The sequence below is a fragment of the Brevibacillus thermoruber 423 genome, assembly GCF_000454065.1.
GTDB classification, from domain to species: domain Bacteria; phylum Bacillota; class Bacilli; order Brevibacillales; family Brevibacillaceae; genus Brevibacillus; species Brevibacillus thermoruber.
In genome coordinates this window covers 477,441-495,300 of sequence record NZ_KE695650.1, presented here as the reverse complement: position 1 = coordinate 495,300, position 17,860 = coordinate 477,441, and the positions used below count along the sequence as shown (strand labels likewise).

General features: G+C 61.7%; 12 protein-coding genes. 2 read left to right on the top strand and 10 right to left on the bottom strand.

What is annotated here, in order from left to right:
* Positions 1–4: 4 nt before the first annotated feature.
* Positions 5–418 (top strand): hypothetical protein, encoded by a 414-nt coding sequence (locus tag M516_RS0110655; RefSeq protein WP_029099114.1) that lies wholly within the window; start codon positions 5–7, stop codon positions 416–418.
* A 2-nt stretch (positions 419–420) separates the two neighbouring features.
* Here M516_RS0110655 and M516_RS0110650 read toward each other — a convergent pair whose 3' ends face one another.
* From M516_RS0110650 to M516_RS0110635, 4 genes are all read right to left on the bottom strand, one after another.
* The gene (locus M516_RS0110650) at positions 421–1,755 is read right to left on the bottom strand and encodes a hypothetical protein (RefSeq protein WP_029099113.1); all 1,335 of its coding nucleotides are present in this window, start codon (positions 1,753–1,755) and stop codon (positions 421–423) included.
* A gap of 260 nt (positions 1,756–2,015) precedes the next feature.
* Positions 2,016–2,534 carry a ClpX C4-type zinc finger protein gene (locus M516_RS25810; protein ID WP_029099112.1) on the bottom strand — a complete coding sequence of 173 codons (519 nt, stop codon included), beginning with the start codon at positions 2,532–2,534 and terminating at the stop codon, positions 2,016–2,018.
* A 153-nt stretch (positions 2,535–2,687) separates the two neighbouring features.
* Complete coding sequence (locus M516_RS0110640; protein WP_029099111.1) at positions 2,688–4,052, bottom strand: aspartate aminotransferase family protein; 1,365 nt, start codon at positions 4,050–4,052, stop codon at positions 2,688–2,690.
* Between the two features lie 18 nt (positions 4,053–4,070).
* Entirely contained in the window at positions 4,071–5,579 is a 1,509-nt protein-coding gene (locus tag M516_RS0110635; RefSeq protein ID WP_029099110.1) for a CoA-acylating methylmalonate-semialdehyde dehydrogenase, read from the bottom strand.
* A 125-nt stretch (positions 5,580–5,704) separates the two neighbouring features.
* Here M516_RS0110635 and M516_RS0110630 point away from each other — a divergent pair, with 125 nt between their 5' ends.
* The gene (locus tag M516_RS0110630) at positions 5,705–7,381 is read left to right on the top strand and encodes a PucR family transcriptional regulator (protein WP_029099109.1); all 1,677 of its coding nucleotides are present in this window, start codon (positions 5,705–5,707) and stop codon (positions 7,379–7,381) included.
* A 53-nt stretch (positions 7,382–7,434) separates the two neighbouring features.
* Here M516_RS0110630 and M516_RS0110625 read toward each other — a convergent pair whose 3' ends face one another.
* The 6 genes from M516_RS0110625 to M516_RS0110595 form a co-directional block, all read right to left on the bottom strand.
* Entirely contained in the window at positions 7,435–9,687 is a 2,253-nt protein-coding gene (locus M516_RS0110625) for a S8 family serine peptidase (RefSeq protein ID WP_029099108.1), read from the bottom strand.
* A 167-nt stretch (positions 9,688–9,854) separates the two neighbouring features.
* Complete coding sequence (locus tag M516_RS23280) at positions 9,855–12,266, bottom strand: AAA family ATPase (protein WP_051188184.1); 2,412 nt, start codon at positions 12,264–12,266, stop codon at positions 9,855–9,857.
* Positions 12,267–12,421: 155 nt separating this feature from the next.
* Positions 12,422–12,625, bottom strand: coding sequence for a hypothetical protein (locus M516_RS0110615; RefSeq protein WP_029099107.1), 204 nt, complete (start codon positions 12,623–12,625; stop codon positions 12,422–12,424).
* A 246-nt stretch (positions 12,626–12,871) separates the two neighbouring features.
* Complete coding sequence (locus M516_RS0110605) at positions 12,872–13,198, bottom strand: hypothetical protein (RefSeq protein WP_029099106.1); 327 nt, start codon at positions 13,196–13,198, stop codon at positions 12,872–12,874.
* A 5-nt stretch (positions 13,199–13,203) separates the two neighbouring features.
* Positions 13,204–15,756, bottom strand: coding sequence for a DNA topoisomerase IV subunit A (parC, locus tag M516_RS0110600; protein ID WP_029099105.1), 2,553 nt, complete (start codon positions 15,754–15,756; stop codon positions 13,204–13,206).
* Positions 15,757–15,758: 2 nt separating this feature from the next.
* Positions 15,759–17,720 carry a DNA gyrase/topoisomerase IV subunit B gene (locus tag M516_RS0110595; protein WP_029099104.1) on the bottom strand — a complete coding sequence of 654 codons (1,962 nt, stop codon included), beginning with the start codon at positions 17,718–17,720 and terminating at the stop codon, positions 15,759–15,761.
* Between the last annotated feature and the right edge of the window lie 140 nt (positions 17,721–17,860).

Genomic DNA, 17,860 nt, shown 5'->3' with positions numbered 1-17,860 from the left:
AGCTATGGAACTGGCTGTCGTCACGCTGGCCAACACGCTGGAAAATCAGGAGCGCTCGCGGCAAATCCGCGATTTTCACAAAAAAAAGGGGCAGCCCCTCGCCATCCGGTTCAGCGAGGAACTGACCCATATCGTTTTGGAAGCGCCGTGCCTGTATCTGCCCGACCGGAAGCTGCTCGGCGCCGATGCGGTGGTGGACGGCAGCGGCCGTCAGTGCTCCGGCCATTACGAGATCCACCCCCGCAGCAAGGGTAAAACCATCAATCTGCACCTTGATTCCGAACTGGCGGCGGAGCTGGAGCAAATCCGCGCCCGCGTCGGCAGCAAGACACAGCACGACGTGATTCTCGACATGTTTGTCCGCGGGATGAGGGCGTATCTGGCCGAACAGGACGGAGATCGCGGCGAACACGGCTAGGGTTATTTGTACTCTCCCTTAAGGTACTGGTAAAACGGCTGATCCACCCAGAATTGGTAGGTGGCAATCTGGACGGACGGGTTGATTTTCTTCAGCCCTGCGATTACCTGTGCCGACTGTTCGTTCAAGGAGAACGTCTGGGCCAGGAAGCGGCCGTCTTTCAGCACGTGGTTGGTGATCACCGGATAATCCTCCAGCTTCGTCAGCGAATAGTAGAGCGGCTGCCACCAGGAACCTTTCAACAGGCCGGTCACGTCCTCCTGGTTGCGTTTGGCGTATCGGAAAATGAGCGGCTGGAAGCGCTGTTTCTCCTCGACGCTGGCAAATTCGAAGCTCAGGTCGTACTCTTTGGCGTACGCGATGTGGTTGCCGTTGTCGATCGGCACCACCCGGCAATCCTCCGTCTGGACCGGTTCTCCCCACTCTTTCCGATAGACGAAGGCAGACGTTTTCGGCTCCAGCTGGACCTTGGCCTGAATGCCCTCGCTGCGCAGGAGGCCGATGAGCTGGATGGCGTGAACGATGTCGCTGTGGCCGTAGGTGATAGTCCGCTCCGGATCAAAATGGGGATCAAACCGCGTGTCCTTCAGGTTGTAGCCGGTGATCAGGTTTTGCTTGAGGCCTTCGTCCACTACTTTTTGCAGCTCTTCCGCCCGGATGATCTGCGACTCGTTCCAGGCCTGAACCAGTTTGCCAACGATGTCGTCATCGCTCAGATACCCGAGAGCGTTCTGGGTTTGACCGTGAAACTCGGCCACTTTGCCAAGGAGCTGATACGCCAGATCCGCCGTCGTGGCGGCGTCCGCTGTTACGCCCGCCAGCGCGGCGGGTGCAACCAGTCCGCTGTCGAACGCGGCCGCCAGTTCCTGCGCCGCCTGATGCGGGACGACGCCGTTTTTCGTGTAGGTCCACCCCGCCTTCTTCCAGGCAGCGGCCACTTTTTCCTCGGAATAGGTATAGGCCAGTTCCTTCAGTTCGGCCGCCTTCACCGCCGCGCTGAGGGCTTCCCAGACAGGCAGTTTGCCGGAGACGGCGGTGCCTTGTGGAAACAGCGACGGGATCGACGGGGGTGTTTCCGTCAGAATGGAAGCTGTTCCTAAAATCTTACCAAGAGCGGCGGCGAACTGATCGCGCGTGACGGCGCCGGACAGCTTGACGCCGTACCGTTTTTCTATGTAAGCAGCCCACTCTCCGGAAGCGGCCTTGGCCGGTGTCGATTGGACGACTGCGTCGGCCGGTTGGACGGCGGGATCGGCCCATGCGGCCGACGGAATGCCGATCGCGGCGAGCAGGGCGGCCGATGCCGCCACATGAATCAGGTTGCGAGACTTGTACATGGCAGATCCTCCCTTGCGCGTAATGAAATAACCGATAATTCCTACTTGTATACTTCGGATTATAGTTGCGCATAACGTTATATTGATTCTGATTTCTATAGTCCGAATTCATATAATGAAATTTGGGTTGCAATAAAATAAGCAAAGGTGTATTGACAGGTATGGTTAATTGATATAACTTGCCCGTTTGGCCCGTGATGTCTTTCGCTTTCCCGGTGTTGTTGGGCCGAGAGGATTGGCAAGCTGATCATCCAAAACGATCAGGAAGGACGAGGCCCCCCTCCCTGTTCCAGCACCTGCTTGGCGAACGCCAGGCATTCACCGCAGATCGCCACGCCCGGCCCGGGCACCAGCTTCTTGATGGCGCGCTCCCCTTTTCCGCAAAACGAGCAGGACCGTTCCTCGGGTGTCGGCTTTCGCCCTGACTCTACAGTTTCGGATTCCCCTTGCAGAGACTGTTCCCGTGCGGCATGCTCCGGCCTCGTCTGCAAAGGGGGCGTTTTGGGTCGCATCGCTTGCCGTTCCGCTTGCGGTCCCTCCACGGCCAGATACCTGGCCATGTGCGGAAGCATTGACATGTGTTCCTGGACGCTGCCCGCTCCGCCTTTGGCTATTTCAGCGACAAAGCGGAACGCCACAGCCATCCCCTGCAGGCACTTTTGTTCCAGTGGTGTCGCCGCCTGTTCGCTCAGCCTGAGGGCGTGCCCTTCCAGGTCTTTCATTTCCGCCATGAGCTGCTCCAGCGACGGTCCGTGCTGTCCGTCCGTCGGGTTTCCCATCAGACGACCCTCCTCTTCTTCCGAGATACGCATCACTTCCACTTCTTCTCCGTTTTTCCTGCAAAAAACGGCACCGTTTTCCCGGTTGCCTGCCTGGCAAGGCCTGGCTGTCCCCGGGAAAAGGTGCCGCTCTGTTCAAGACTTCCGCCTGTTCTAGGCCAATTCCTCAAACGCTTCCCGCAGGACGCGGGCGATGAAATCAAGGTCGTCGCTGGTCGTGGAGAACGGCGGGGAGAGCGTCAGGATGTTGTTGAAGCCGGGAACCGTGTCCCCGTTGCGGCCGATGATCAGGCCGCGCTTCTTACAGGTGGCGATCACCCTGGTCAGCTTGTCGGGGGCGGCCGGTTCCTTGGTGGCGCGGTCTTCCACCATTTCAATGCCCATCAGGAAGCCGAAGCTGCGGATGTCGCCCACATGCGGATGATTCTCCAGGAACGAGAGCTTTTCCCGCAGTTCCGCGCCCAGCCGTTCCGCCTTTTCGATCAGCTTTTCTTCTTCCATGATCTCCAGGTTTTTCAGCGCCAGCGCACAGGCCGCCGGATTGCCGCCGAAGGTGTTGACGTGGCGGAAGTGCAGGTTTACCCCCTGCTCGTTGAACTTGTCGGCGATGTCCGCCCGCACCGCCGTCGCCGACAGCGGCAGATAGGCGCTGGTGATCCCTTTGGCCATCGTCACGATGTCCGGCTTGACGCCGAAGTTCTGGTGGCCGAATTTCCGTCCGGAACGGCCAAAGCCGCAAATCACTTCGTCCACGATCAGCAGGACACCGTATTTGTCGCAGATTTCCCGCACTTTCGGCAGGTATTCCGGCGGAGGAACGATCACGCCGCCGCCGGTGATGACCGGCTCCATGATGACGCCGGCAACAGTTTCTCCCCCTTCCCAGTTGATCACCTCGTCAAAGACCTGCGCGCACTCCAGGCTGCAGCTACCGTACGATTTACCGAACGGACAGCGGTAGCAGTACGGCGGCGAGACGTGCAGAAAGCCGGGCGCCAGCGGCTCGTATTTCTGCTTGCGGATCGATTGGCCGGTTGCCGCCAGCGCTCCCATCGTATTGCCGTGGTAGGCGCGGTGGCGGGAAATGAACTTGTACCGGCCGGGCTGGCCGTTTTGGTGGTGGTACTGGCGGGCAATTTTGAACGCCACTTCGTTCGCTTCCGACCCGCTGTTGGAAAAGAAGACGCGGTACTCGCCGCCCAGCCATTCGCTCACTTTTTCCGAGAGCTTGATCGCCGGCACGTGGCTTTGCGTCAGCGGGAAATAGGCGAGCGATTTCAACTGCTCGAAGGCCGCCTCCGCCAGTTCCTCCCGGCCGTACCCGATGTTGACGCACCACAGGCCGGACATCCCGTCCAGATACCGGTTGCCGTCGATGTCGGTCACCCAGGAACCGCTCGCCTCGGTGACGATCATCGGGTTGGGGTTGTACGGGGACATGTGGTGCCACATGTGGGCCCGGTCTTTTGCCAACAGCTCTTCCTTGTCATGGGTTTGCGTCTGCTGCTCTTGGGTCATCTGCCGTTCCTCCTCTCGCTACTTCACGAACACTTTCTGCGACCCGATGGCGGTATCGCCGTCGTCAAACCAGCGGGACGTCACCGTCTTTTTCTTGGTGTAAAACTCGACGCCGTCCTTGCCGTTGGCGTGCAGGTCGCCGTAGAACGAATGCTTCCAGCCGGAGAAGGCAAAGAAGCCCATCGGCGCGGGAACGCCCACGTTGACGCCGACCATGCCGGCCTCGACGCGCTGGACGAACTCCCGTCCCCATTTGCCGTTGTTGGTGTAAATGGTGGCGCCGTTGCCGAAGCGCGACCTGCTGATGACCGCGAGCCCCTCTTCAAAATCGCTGACCCGCATCACGCTTAACACCGGCGCAAAAATCTCGTCGCGGACGATGACCATCTCCGCGTCCGCCTGGTCGAAGATGGTCGGGCCGAGGAAAAAGCCCTCCGGTTTGGCCTTGGCGTCTTCCCGGCCGTCCCGGACCAGACGGGCACCGGCGGCGATCCCCTTCTCGATGTAGCCGTGCACTTTTTCCAGATGAGCCGGCCGGATCACCGGCCCCAGATCGACGCCGGGCTCCAGTCCGTTGCCCATCTTCAGCGCGTCGGACTCTTCGACCAGGTATTGAATCAGTTCGTCGGCGATCTCCTCCACCGCCACGACGGCGCTGGCCGCCATGCAGCGTTCCCCCGCACAGCCGAACGCGGAGCTGACAATCGTTTTGGCCGCGCGGCGCAGGTCGGTGTCAGGCATGACGAGATGGTGGTTTTTCGCGCCGGCCAGCGCCTGCACCCGTTTGCCGTGGGCGGCGGCCGTTTTGTAGACGTACTCGGCGACCGGTTGGGAGCCGACGAACGAAACCGCTTTCACATCCGGATGCTCCAACAGGCCGTTGACGACGTCGTGAGCGCCGTTGACCACGTTGAACACGCCGTCCGGCAGGCCCGCTTCCTTCAGCAGTTCGGCAATCCGGATGCAGGAGAGCGGCGTGCGCTCGGACGGTTTGAGCACAAACGTGTTGCCCGCCGTGATGGCGATCGGGTACATCCACATCGGCACCATCAGCGGGAAGTTGAACGGCGTGATACCGGCCACGACGCCGAGCGGAAAGCGGATCACCTGACAGTCGATGCTTCTGGCGATATTGGGCAGCGTCTCGCCCATCAACAGCGTCGGCATCCCGGCGGCAAACTCCACCATTTCAATCCCGCGCAGCAGTTCGGCTTGCGCCTCGGGCAGGTTCTTCCCGTTTTCCAGCGTGATCATCCGCGCCAGTTCGTCCTGGTTTTCCCACAGCAGATGCTGGAAGCGGAACATGACGCGCGCCCGCTCCACCGCCGGGGTCTCGCTCCAGGCGGGAAACGCCGCCTTGGCCGCCTGGACGGCCATGTCCACGTCGTCTCTGGTCGACAGCGGAACGCGCGACAAAAGCTCGCCCGTAGCCGGATTGGGGATGTCCTCGTAGCGGTCGGCCTGGGATTCCACCCACTCGCCGGCGATGTAGTTCTTCAGTTTGGGTCCAACGGTCGTCGTGCTCATTACATCAACTCCTTGCCATTCGTTTGATAGTTCCATCTTATCTGAATATTTTACGCAGCATCACTAGACAAACTGCCAGTAGTTGGGTAGTATTCATCATACAGACTGTCAAGAGGAGGGGAAGCATGAACAACGACTGGCGTCTCACTGTGGCCGATGCCGTCAGACGGCCGCTGTTTCGCGACGCGGAGGTGGTGGCCGGCAGCCGCGGATTGTCCCGTCCCATCCGCTGGGTCCACGTGCTGGAAGCCGCCGACACCTGTCAGTTCCTCAACGGCGGCGAACTGATCCTGTCCACCGGTCTCGGCTTCGGCGAGGCCAAAGAGAAACGGCTGGCCTACCTGTCCGAGCTGATCCGCCGCAAAGCGGTCGGCCTCTGTATCGAGTTGGGCGCCTACATCCCGCACGTGCCCGATGACATGCTGGAACTGGCCGACCATCACGACTTTCCCCTGATCGTGTTTCACCAGCCCGTCCGCTTCGTCGACATCACGCTCGATCTCCACGAACATCTGATCAATCGGCAGATGCAGGCGCTGCGCAACCTGGAGTCCTACTCGCGCGGCCTGCAGCAGTTGAGCCTGCAGGCGCAGGGCATTTCCAAGCTGCTGCAGCATTTTCAGGCGGCCGTGGGGACCCAGGTGTTTTTCTACTCACCGGAAGCGCCCCCGCAATTTGTGCCGCCGCTCCCGCAGACCGTCCAGAGCGAGCTGGCGTCCCTGATGCGCTCCGCCTTTCCGGCGATTCCCTCGGCGGAAGCGGGCAACGGCGTCCTCGCCCTGTCCGACAAAAAGCGCATCATCTACCAGCCGGTGACCGCGATGGGCCACCTCCTGGCGTACCTCGGCCTGATTTTGTACGAACGGGAAGCGGACGAGTACCTGCTGCTCACGCTGGATTACACCGTCAGCGCCCTGGCCCAAGTCCTGATGCGCCGGATGTTTGCCGAAGAGCAGGCGCTGGCGACGGAGAACCGGCTGTTTGACGACCTGATCGCCAACCGTACGCTGACGGAAGAACAGATTCGCGCGCTGCTCGGACTGGCCGGCACAGGCAAAACGCCCGTCTACCACACCCTGCTCATGTCCCTGCGGCGTGACGGCGACGAGCACGCCTCTCCCCTGCCGCCGCACGAACTGACCGGCGTGTTCCGTTCGCTCCTCGCGCGGCTGGGCTTTCGCCCGTTTATCCGCTGCAAGGGCAGCCGCTTTTACCTGCTTGCGATCGGCCCGTACGGAGCAGCAGACGCCCGCCGCTCCCTCGACAAGGCGATGGCCGAGATGAGACGGGTCTGCCGGCAGGTGATGGGCGCCGACACGGAAGTGCTGTTCGGCGTCAGCCGTCCTGGCGTTCGGCTGGCGGAAGCGGGCAGGCACCTGGCCGAGGCAGAACAGGCGCTCGCCTTTCAGCACGATTCCCCCAGCCCCTACTTCGCCGATCTCGGCCTGTTCCGCCTGCTCTTTCACGTCCCCCACGATTCGGTGTTGAAACCGTTCATCAACGACTACCTGGGAGCGCTGATTCGCTACGACGAAGAGCACGGCACACAGCTCGTCCACACGCTGCGCGTCTACCTTGATTCCAACCTCTCCAAGCAGGAGACCGCCACCAAGCTCTACATTCACCGCCAAACCTTGTATCACCGTCTGGAAAAGATCGAAGAGTGCCTTCCGCCCGACTATGCTCTCCCGCACTACCGGCTTTGTCTCGAAATTGCCCTCCGTGCCCACGAGTGGCTGAACGGGGAACGACCGCTGCCCCCTTCCCGTCCGGACGAACAAACGGCGCGTCCGTCACGCTGACGTGACGGTACGCGCCGTTTGCTGGGGTGTCTGTTTGGTTATCCGTATCGACATCAACGGGATCGGGACGGGTAGGTCATTTGCAAGCGATACCGCGCCAATTTGCCTTCTTCCAGTTGAATGACGATTCGATACGGTCCGGGTTCGGCCATCTCCACCGTCAGCGTTTCGGGGTTTTCCTCGTCGTCGGTGGAGCCGATCAGATTGCCGTCACCATCGTAGACGTACAGATCGAGATCGGCATCGCCGTCCCATTCCGCGGTCACGTTCAATTCACCCGCCTGCTTGGCCTGAATCCAATAGGTGTGGTCCCTGTTTTTTCGTGACTTTTCGATCAGTCTCCCCGTTTTGACGACCGTTTGCCAATTGTCGGACACCAGTTCGCCGTTGGCCGCCAGGGCGTACGGCTGCGGCCCCATGGGCACGTTGTAGCCCTCCACCGTCACCGTGTAGACGCCTTCCTCGGGATGCTTGATCCAGACCTGCTCCACGTTGTTGAGGTTGTCCACTTCGTCGTCGTAGGGGTAGTGGAAAAAGTCGTTGCCGTTCAAGGTCTCGCCGCTTGGCGTGACCACTCGCAGGTTTAGGTTGTTGACCAGGGTGCGCTCGGCCGCCAGGGAAGCCGGATAATCCGTCCAGGCCAGAGTGATGGCCAACGGTTGGGAATCGTCCGTCACGTTGAGGCGGTACGTGGCCACGTCCCCTGTTTTCAGCCCCTTTTTCTCATCCACAAAGCCCGTCTCGATCGCACGCCGCAGGTTGGCTCGTCCGAACCCCTGCACGCGCATGTCTTCGTTCAAATCGTCGGCTCCGCTGATGAGCATCGCCTTGATCAATGCCCCGCTCGGATTGTCGACTCCGTTTTCCTGCAGGAACTGACGGACTTGGGCCACGCCGCCGGCCAACACCGGCGTCGCCATGCTTGTCCCGCTGAGATAGGCGTAGGAGGCGTTGAAGAGCCCGTGAAAGTTCTCGGCGGGGGCCAGCGAGGAACGCGTGGACAGGATGTAGCTTCCCGGCGCGACCAGATCGGGCTTGAGGCGGCCGTCCGCCGTCGTCCCCCGGCTGCTGAACGCGGCTACCTCGTCCGGGTCGTCCGCTTCGTCATCATCCAGCTCCGGCCGGTCGTTTTCGGAGGCGCCCACGGCGATCACGTTTTTGGCCGTGGCCGGCGTGCCGATGGTCTCGTACCCGTATACGCCCGCGTTGCCGGCCGCCACCAGCGCCGTCATGTCCGGATGTTCCCAGAGAAACTGGTCGAACAAAAACGAGTCCAGGCCGTATTCGCCATCGTCGTCGACGCCCCAGGAATCGGAGTGGATGCGCGCGCCGTCCGCGTAAGCCTCCTCCAGGATGTCACTGACGTCTCCGGCCAGGTATCCGTACTCGTCCAGCATGGAATGGAAGACGAGCTTCGCGTCGGGAGCCATCCCTTTGTACTGGCCGTCTGACGCTTTGCCGGTGCCCACGATCGACCCCGCCACGTGGGTGCCGTGGCCGTCGGGGTCGCTCGCGTCCCCCTTGCGCCCGATGGCGTAGAGCTCTTTCACCCGGCCCTCGAAATCCGGGTGGATTCGGTCAAGATCGCCGGTGTCCAGGCCGCTGTCCGCCACGCCGACAATTTGCCCTTCGCCGGTGTAGCCGATGGAGGCCAGGTCGTCGGCACGGATGATCGCCGCCGCCCTGTCGTTGCGCTGTTTTCGTTCCGGAACGGGGACCACGGCGATGACCTCGTCGGATTGGATCACCTCTTCCAGACTGCGGCCGCTCAGCCGCGCCATCGAGATGTGGGGGGCCTCTTCCAGGCTTTTCACTTGTTCGACGTCCCCTTCTTCCACGATCCGCCTCAAGGTGCGCCCCATGTCTACGCCGCGGTCAAACCCGATGACCGCCACGTCCACGTCCGCCCGCTTGCCGAGGGTGGAGCGCAGCGTCGGAGACACCTTGGAGACGGGGTGAAACGGGAGCACGTTCCTGACGAACGACAGCTTTTTCAGCGCCCGCTGCGCTTTCTCCCCGTCCACCCTGGCAATGAACGCGTAATCGGGTATGTAATCTCCCAGGGTCACGCCCAGGTCCTCTACCTGTTCCTTCCACTCTTCTTCCACCGGACCGTCAAACTGCACCACGACCAGCTCCGTGCTTCGTTTCTGCGACGTTTGGGAAGCGAGCGAAAGTCCCTCCTTCGCCTCGATCGCCAGACTGCCCTTGCGCCCTGTTTCCCGCTTGGCGCTGGCCGGCAGTTGACCGATCATCAGAGATACGACCAGTGTCGCGGACAGTGCCGCATGCCATTTCAACCGCAAAGAATAAGCACCCTCTTCCCATCACTCCATAATGTTTCCATTATACGGCAAAATCCGACCATGAAAAAGAGTCTGAATTTCACGTTGAGACAAAGTGAAAAGGATCGAGGCACCCGTTTTCGGCCTCGACCCTCCTGTGACGTGATTGACATCCCCGCACCGACTCGTCATCCTTCGTGGATGGACGTTCCCGACGCCGGTGCGCCATCCGCAAACAACGGCTGAAAATCAACCCATTCCAGACGGCTCAACTGCTCCTTGTCCGAGCTGTCCGCGCCCGCCTGCGTCAGCCGGAGCGCCTGGTTTTGCATGGCCTCCTGCAGCAGGTTGTGCACCAGGCGTCCGTTGCCCGCCAGCATCCCCGCCTGGGCCGCTTGGTCCAACTGCTGCCGGATGCGCTTCTCCACATCGCTGTCAAGCCGGTATCCCGCCTGCGCGACCGCCTGCAGCAGCATGCGGGTGAGCTCGTCTGGGGTGTAATCGGGGAAGTGGAGGTATTTTTTGAAGCGGGAGAACAGGCCCGGGTTGCTCGCCAGCAAACGCTGCATCTCCGCCGGATAGCCGGCCAGCACGACCACCAGGTTTTCGCCGTGGCGGGACATTTCCTCCACCAGCGTGTGAATCGCCTCCCGGCCGTAGTCCCGTTCGCCGCCCTCCAAGAGCGCGTACGCCTCGTCGATAAACAAGACGCCGCCCAGCGCTTCGCGGATTTTGCGCCGGGTCAGCGCCGCCGTCTGCCCGACGTAGCCGGCTACCAGATCGGCCCGGCTCGCCGTGACCAGATGGCCCCGTTTCAGGCAGCCGATCTCCTGCAGCATCTCCGCGTACAGGCGGGCGACCGTCGTTTTCCCCGTGCCCGGGCTGCCGGTGAAGACGGCGTGCAGTTCGACGGGAACGGTCAGCAGTCCGCAGGCGGCCCGCTGCCGCTGCACCGAGGCAAACGCGGCGATTTTGTTCAGTTCCGCCTTTACTTCATCCAGGCCGATCAAGGCCGCCAGCTTTTCTCTCGCCGGCTGGTCATCCGGCAATGTCTCCAGGCCGCCGACGTCTTCCGGGTAGAGAATCGTGAAGTCGTCCCACTGCAGCTCGTCCGGTTCGTCTAGACGGCGCCCCTTTGCAAAAATCGCTTCCATCACGATATTGGTCACCGTACGGGCATTGCCGAAGGTGTGGTCCACACGCGCCTGCTCGATTCGCTGCCGCAGCGCCCGCCGCGCTTCCGGCGTGAAGGAAAAATCGTTGCGGCCGGCCACCTGCTCGGCGATCGCCAACAGCTCATCGGTCGTGTAGTCGGGCAAAAGAAAATGACCCGTCTCCGGAAAACGGCTGCGCAGCCCCGGATTCGCGTACAAAAACTGCCGCATCTCTTCCGGATAACCGGCGAGCATCACCACAAACCGGCCGGCGTATTCACCGCCGGTCATCGCGGCCACCAGCGTGTCGATCGCGGCCTGGCCGTAATCGCTGCCGGAGCTGTCAGCCCGCTTCAGGCTGTAGGCCTCGTCGATAAACAGCACGCCGCCGACTGCCCGTTTGACCGCCTCCATCACCCGCTGTTCCGTCTGTCCCACATAGGCCCCGACCAGGTGGGAGCGGTCCACTTCCACCACGTCGCCGCGCTCCAGAAGCCCCAGTTCGTGATACAGGCGGCCGATCAGGCGGGCCAGCGTGGTCTTCCCCGTCCCCGGATTGCCCATCAGCACCAGATGCAGGGGCAGTTGATCGGCGAGGTGCCAGCCTTTTTCCTCGCGCAGCTTCCGATACCGCAAAAAGCGGGCCAGCTTGCGGACGCGCTCTTTGATTTCGTCCAGCCCGATCAGCCCTTCCAGTTCCTCCAGGGCCGAATGCCCCCGCCCGCTCCCCGGTTTCTTCGCTTTGGCGGATTCCCCGCCGATGGACAGCAGCCGTTCATGTTCTTTCTCTTGGGCCGTCAAGCGTTTGACGCTCTCCTGCAGGGCCGCCAGCAGTTCCGCCGAGTAAAACATGCCCTGCAGCGAGGCCGCATAGGCTTGGGTCCTCTCCAGCATGTCGCCGAGCAGGCGCTCCCGCTCCGCGTACAACCGCTCCACTCCGGCTGCCGCTTGCGCCGCCGTTTCGTCCCCGGCCGATTCGGCCGCCTCGCGCGCGGCAGCGGCCAGCGCCTGCCATGACGGAAGGGCTTGCAGTTCGGCCTCGGCAGCTTCTTTCAGTTGTTCCGCATGCCGCCTGCGGGTGGCGGCGTTATCCGTTTCGCGGATCAGCGGATAGCTGCCGCCGAGGCGGTGTTCCTGCAGACGGGCCAGGTACAGGCGCACCCGCAGCTCGGCGGCCGGCCGGTAGGAAGGGTCCAGGCGGACGGCGCGGGACAGCCATTCCTCGGCCAACCCGTAGCCTCCCTGCTTGTCCAGGCGGAGGGCGGCCAGCCAGGTGAGCACGACCGCTTCCGCCTGGTCGAGCCGTTTGTCCTCGTCCGTTCCGCGCCGCTCCTCGATGAGGCGGAGGAGCGGGATCAGCTCTCCTTCCGAGAGCTGGCGAATGTCCGGGGGATGCTCCCGCCACCTCCAAACGTCTTCCAACTGGTCCGATTCTCGCTGCTGCATCGTCGCCCTCTCCTTTTCGTGCTTCTGTGTGTACTCCAGTTGTACCATATTTCAACCTTGGCTGAAAAGGCAAAGGCAGGAGGCACGCCTCTGCCCACGGCCAAAAAAAGCAGCCTCCCGTCCAAGGAGGCTGCTTGTGACTGTCGTTGCGTTCCCTACACCTTTACGTTGCCCATGTCCACATCGGCCTTGAAGCGAGCCAGGGCGGCGTCAAACACGTCCTGTTCCGATTCGGCGGCGACCTTGAACATGGTAATCAGTTTGTCGCCGTTGTGCACCTGCACGTTGTACTGCGAATCGCCGTCGTACGTGGCGGCAAACTGGTATGCGCTGCCGTTCACGCTCATGGTTCGTTCCATTTCGGACACACCTCCCGCCATAGTGTATCCGCCGGCGGCCGGCTTCATCCCCGGTGCGGTGCGGTTCGACCGCTCGGGATGTTGGCCCGGCTCGCCACGGGCACAGCGAAGATGGTGGTGCGCTCCGCACGCAGCAGGCGGTCAGGGGCAAGGGCGTCGCCGAGCGTCATGCTGCGCAGGTCGACGATGCAGGCCGGCGCGTTGGTGACGCTCACGTATTTGACCGGATGGCGTCGCGCAGGAACCTCACACCGGCGAAAACGCCTGGTAGTCGGTCGGCTGGCGGACGGTGGTACCATCGGGAAGTTCGACCAGCAGCAGATCGCTCTCCCCCTGGCTGCCCTCCTGCCAGTCAAAGACAAACGCCTGTTTGTCCATCGGCTTGTTTTCGTCCAGAACGGCCAGGATCGCGCGCAGCGTGTCGGCCGTCATCGGCACCGGGATGCTCGTCCCCTGCCGGTCGGGGATGGAGAGCAGCTTCGGCGCCTCTTCAAAATACTGGACGGTATCCAGCAAAAGCGACACCTGCTGCCAGTTCAGCTCGGAGGCAAATCGTTCAAACGGCTTGGCCATGTGCATCATTCCTTTTCATCCGCAGAGTCGTCGAACAGGCTGTACTGGGCTACTGAATTCCCGTCCCGGGGCGTTTCGGCCGGCTCCGCCTCGGCCGACCCTTTCGGGGGTTCCGCCGCTTTTTCGCCTTCGGCCGGCAGGACGGCTTCATAGGCGACGGCTTCCACGCCGGCGTCCACCATGCTGCGGCCCATTCCGCCCTGTTCCGTCACGGCCGCCTGTTCGGTCGGCACCAGTACCCACTCATGTTTGTCCGTCAAAGCGTAGAGCGTGTTTTCCACGGTCACCGCCACCACCCGGTGCGGGTTGGTCTTCCGCTTGCGAATCACCTGAACCCCTTTGCCCGCCCGGCCCTGCAGCGGGATGGCGGAGATCAAGGTGCGCTTCACTGTCCCTTCCGCCGTCAGCAGGCTGAACGGCCGTGCATCCTCCGTGTCCGTCGGCAGCAGGGCGACCACCTCGTCGCCGGCCGCGAGCGAAATCGCCTTGACGCCGCTGGACGCGCGGCCGGTCGCGCTCACCTCGCTGCGCAGGAAACGGATGCCCATGCCGTCTTTGGTCACTGCGAGGAAGGCCCCTTCTTCTCCTGCCACGAACGCGGTGACAAACTCGTCTCCCTCCGCTTTCAGCTTGGCCGCCACCAGCGCGCCGGAACGGTTCGTCTCGTATTCAGCGAGCGCCGTCCGCTTGATCAAGCCGGAGCGGCTGACGTGATAGACGTAGAGCGGCTGCCTGAAATCTTCCACGATGGCAAACCCGACGATGCGCTGCTGCTTGTCCAGCGGGATGACGTTCACCAGCGCAGTCCCGATCTCTTTCCACTTGTCGTCGGGAATGGCGTTGACCAGCGCGGCAAAATACTTGCCGTCCTGGGTGAAGAACAAGGCCGTGTGGGAGGTGTTGGCCTCCGCAAAATAGCGGACCTTGTCTCCCTCCTTGACGCCGCAGGTCTCGATCGTCCCGCCCATCGACTTGAACGAGCGGGGGCTGGTGCGCTTGATGTACCCTTCGTTGGTCAGCGTCACGACGCAGTCTTCCGCGTTGATCTGCATCGCGATGTCCACCTTGACCTCCTCGATCTCCCCCTGGATCTCGGTCAGGCGCGGCTCCGCGTACTTTTTCTTGATCTCGTTCAGCTCGGCGGTAATCACCTGGATCAGCTTTTTCTCGCTGCCGAGGATCGCCTTCAATTCCTCGATCTCTTTGGCCAGCGCCGCCAGCTCCTTTTCCAGCTTGACGATGTCGAGCCGGGTGAGCGACGCCAACTGGATGGACAGGATCGCGTCCGCCTGTTCCTCCGTGAAGCCGTACTGCTCCATGATGTTCTTCTTGGCGTCGGCCCGGTCCTCGGAATTCATGATTGTCTCCACGATCTGCCGCAGGATCGACTTGGCCCGGATCAGCCCCTGCACGACGTGCTCCCGTCTTTGCTTTTTGTCCAGGTCGTACTGGGAGCGGCGCGTCACCACGTCTTTCTGGTGGTCGATGTAGGCGGCCAGGAGCTCCTTCAGCCCCATCTGCCGAATCGTGCCTTCGTGGATGACGTTCATGTTGTAGTTGTAATAAATCTGCAGGTCGGTGTTTTTGTACAGGTAGTTGAGGATCGCGTTCTCGTCCGCGTCTTTTCGGATGTCGATGACGATCCGCACCTTCTTCTGCTCCGCCTCTTTGCGGCCGGTCTCGTCGCGGACGGCCAGCGCCCCCTCGATTTTGCGCTCCATCACCAGTTCGTCAATCTGGGCGACCAGCTTCGATTTGATCACATCATAAGGGATCTCCGAGATGACGATCTTTTTCACCTTGGCGCCTTTTGGCTCCTCCACGTGGCTGCGGCCGCGAATGACAAACTGGCCGCGCCCGGTCTCGAACGCCTTGCGGATGCCGGATGTGCCCTGGACGATGCCGCCGGTGGGAAAGTCCGGCCCTTTGACATGCTGCATCAGCTCGTCCAGCGTGATCTCCGGCTTTTTCATCTGGGCAATCGCCGCGTCGATCACTTCTCCCAGGTTGTGCGTCGGAATGTCCGTCGCAAACCCGACCGCGATCCCGGACGCCCCGTTGACCAGCAGGTTGGGAAAGCGGGACGGCAGCACGGCCGGCTGCTGTGCCGAGTTGTCGTAGTTGGGGATGAAGGTGACCGTGTCTTTTTCGATGTCGCGCAGCATTTCGTTGGCCAGCGCGGACAGGCGGGACTCGGTGTAACGCATCGCCGCCGGCGGGTCGGCGTCCAGGCTCCCGAAGTTGCCGTGCCCCTGAATCAGCACCTGACGCATTTTCCACCACTGCGCCATCCGCACCATCGTCTCGTAAATGGCGCTGTCCCCGTGCGGATGGTAGGTCCCCATCACGTACCCGACGGTCTTGGCCGATTTGCGGTACGGCTTGTCATGCGTATTGCCCTCCTGGTACATCGCGTACAAGATGCGGCGCTGCACCGGTTTGAGCCCGTCGCGGGCATCGGGGATGGCGCGGGACAGGATGACCAGGTTGGCGTAGTCGCTGAAGCGCTTCCCCATGATTTCCGCGAAGCTCTGTTCGATAATCTGATTGGACAGCATGCTTATTCATCCTCTCCCACTTCAAAGGTGACGTGGTTCTCGATCCACTCGCGCCGGGGCGGCACCTTGTCGCCCATCAGGACGGTGACCAGTTTTTCGCAATGGGCGAGGTCTTCCAACTGCACCTTGATCAGCTTGCGCGTCTCCGGATTCATCGTCGTCTCCCAGAGCTGGTCGGCGTTCATTTCGCCCAATCCCTTGTAGCGCTGCACTTCCGCACCGCGCCCCAGCCGCTTGAGCGCCTGCTCCAGCTCGTCATCGTTCCAGCAGTAGACCACGTCCGCCGGCTTGCCTCGGTTTTCCTTACGCACCTGATACAGCGGCGGCTGCGCGATGTACAGCTTGCCCGCGGCGATCAGCGGCTGCATGTAGCGGAAGAAAAACGTCAGGAGCAGCGTCTGGATGTGCGACCCGTCCACGTCGGCGTCGGACATGATGATGATCTTGTCAAACGCGCAGTTCTCGATGGAGAAGTCTTCCCCGATATCGGTCTCCAGCACCTCCAGAATGGTGCGGAACTCCTCGTTGGCGAGAATGTCGGACAGCTTCGCCTTTTCCGTGTTGAGCGGTTTTCCCTTCAGGCCGAAAATCGCCTGAAACTCGGAGTTGCGCGCCTGCTTGGCCGAACCGCCGGCGGAATCCCCCTCGACGAGGAACAGCTCGTTGCGCTTCGGGTCCTTGTACTGCGGCGGCGCGAATTTGTCGGAGATGGATTTCCGCTTTTTCGCGTTTTTGCCCTTTTTGTCGCCGCGCAGCGCTTCCCGCTGTTTGCGCAGTTCCTCGCGGATTTCCGCGGAACGGATCGCTTTTTCGATCAACAGCTTGCCGATCTCCGGGTTTTCCTCCAGGAAAAAGCCCAGTTTTTCCGAGACGATCTGCTCCACGATCGTCCGCGCTTCCTCGTTGCCCAGCTTGTCCTTGGTCTGGGACTCGAACTGAACGTCGGCCATCTGCAGCGAGAGCACGCCGAGAAATCCTTCGCGCAGGTCGTTGCCCGACAAGTTGGGGTCCTTCTCCTTGAGGTAGCCTTTTTTGCGGGCAAATTCGTTGAACACCCGGGTGGTCCCGTTGCGGAAGCCGGTTACGTGCGTGCCGCCGTCCGTCGTCGGAATGGAGTTGACGTACGAGACGAGCGTCTCCGTGTAGCCGTCGTTGTACTGGAACGCCAGCTCGACGTAAACGTTTTCCTTTTCCCCCTCGAAATAGACGACCGGGTGGAGCGTTTGCTTGCCTTCGTTGAGGTACTCCACGTAGGATTTGAGCCCGTCCTCGAAGTAAAACTCCTCCCGTTTGATCTCGGGTCCGCGCTCGTCGATCAGCACCATGCGCAGCTTTTTCAGCAGAAACGCCGTCTCGCGAAAACGGTCGCGGATCGTCTCGTATTCAAATCGGGCACTGCCAAACACCGCGTCGTCCGGCAGAAAGCGGACCGTCGTGCCGGTTCGCTTGGTGGTGCCGACCACTTCCAGGTCGGTCACCGGCTTGCCTACGTGTTCGTTGCCTTCTTCGTCCACCACGTAGGCATACCGCTGCTTGTGAATCTTGCCGTCGCGGTGGATCTCCACCTCCAGCCATTTGGAGAGGGCCACCACCACGCTGGAACCGACGCCGTGCAGTCCCCCGCTCTTTTTGTATCCGCCGCCGCCAAACTTGCCGCCGGCGTGCAGCGTGGTAAAAATCACTTCCGGCACCGGGCGGCCCGTCTTGTGCATGCCGGTGGGGATTCCTCGACCGTGGTCCTCCACGCTGACGCTGCCGTCCTTGTGCAGGGTGACGATGATCGTATCGTTAAAACCGGCCAGCGTTTCGTCTTTGGCGTTGTCCACGATCTCCCACAGGAGATGGTGAAGTCCGCGGCTGCCGGTGGAACCTATGTACATGCCCGGCCGTTTGCGCACGGCAATCAGGCCTTCCAGCACCTGAATGTCTTCTTCGGTATACGTAAGCGTATCTGTTTCCTTCAATCGCGTTCTCCCCTCTGCTTCTTCAACTTGCGCAAGGAAACGCGGCGCCGGCCGCGCCCTGGGCGAAAAGCGGAGCCGTGGTCGCCCTTGTGCAACGGACGTGACGTTCCGTTCTCCGTCCGGGTAAAAAGCGAACACTT

What these genes read in the sequence shown, in the direction of transcription:
- M516_RS0110655 (WP_029099114.1), top strand. Translation starts at nt 5, where the DNA reads ATGGAACTGGCTGTCGTCACGCTGGCCAACACGCTGGAAAATCAGGAG.
- M516_RS0110650 (WP_029099113.1), bottom strand. Translation starts at nt 1,755, where the DNA reads ATGTACAAGTCTCGCAACCTGATTCATGTGGCGGCATCGGCCGCCCTG.
- M516_RS25810 (WP_029099112.1), bottom strand. Translation starts at nt 2,534, where the DNA reads ATGGGAAACCCGACGGACGGACAGCACGGACCGTCGCTGGAGCAGCTC.
- M516_RS0110640 (WP_029099111.1), bottom strand. Translation starts at nt 4,052, where the DNA reads ATGACCCAAGAGCAGCAGACGCAAACCCATGACAAGGAAGAGCTGTTG.
- M516_RS0110635 (WP_029099110.1), bottom strand. Translation starts at nt 5,579, where the DNA reads ATGAGCACGACGACCGTTGGACCCAAACTGAAGAACTACATCGCCGGC.
- M516_RS0110630 (WP_029099109.1), top strand. Translation starts at nt 5,705, where the DNA reads ATGAACAACGACTGGCGTCTCACTGTGGCCGATGCCGTCAGACGGCCG.
- M516_RS23280 (WP_051188184.1), bottom strand. Translation starts at nt 12,266, where the DNA reads ATGCAGCAGCGAGAATCGGACCAGTTGGAAGACGTTTGGAGGTGGCGG.
- M516_RS0110615 (WP_029099107.1), bottom strand. Translation starts at nt 12,625, where the DNA reads ATGGAACGAACCATGAGCGTGAACGGCAGCGCATACCAGTTTGCCGCC.
- M516_RS0110605 (WP_029099106.1), bottom strand. Translation starts at nt 13,198, where the DNA reads ATGGCCAAGCCGTTTGAACGATTTGCCTCCGAGCTGAACTGGCAGCAG.
- parC (WP_029099105.1), bottom strand. Translation starts at nt 15,756, where the DNA reads ATGCTGTCCAATCAGATTATCGAACAGAGCTTCGCGGAAATCATGGGG.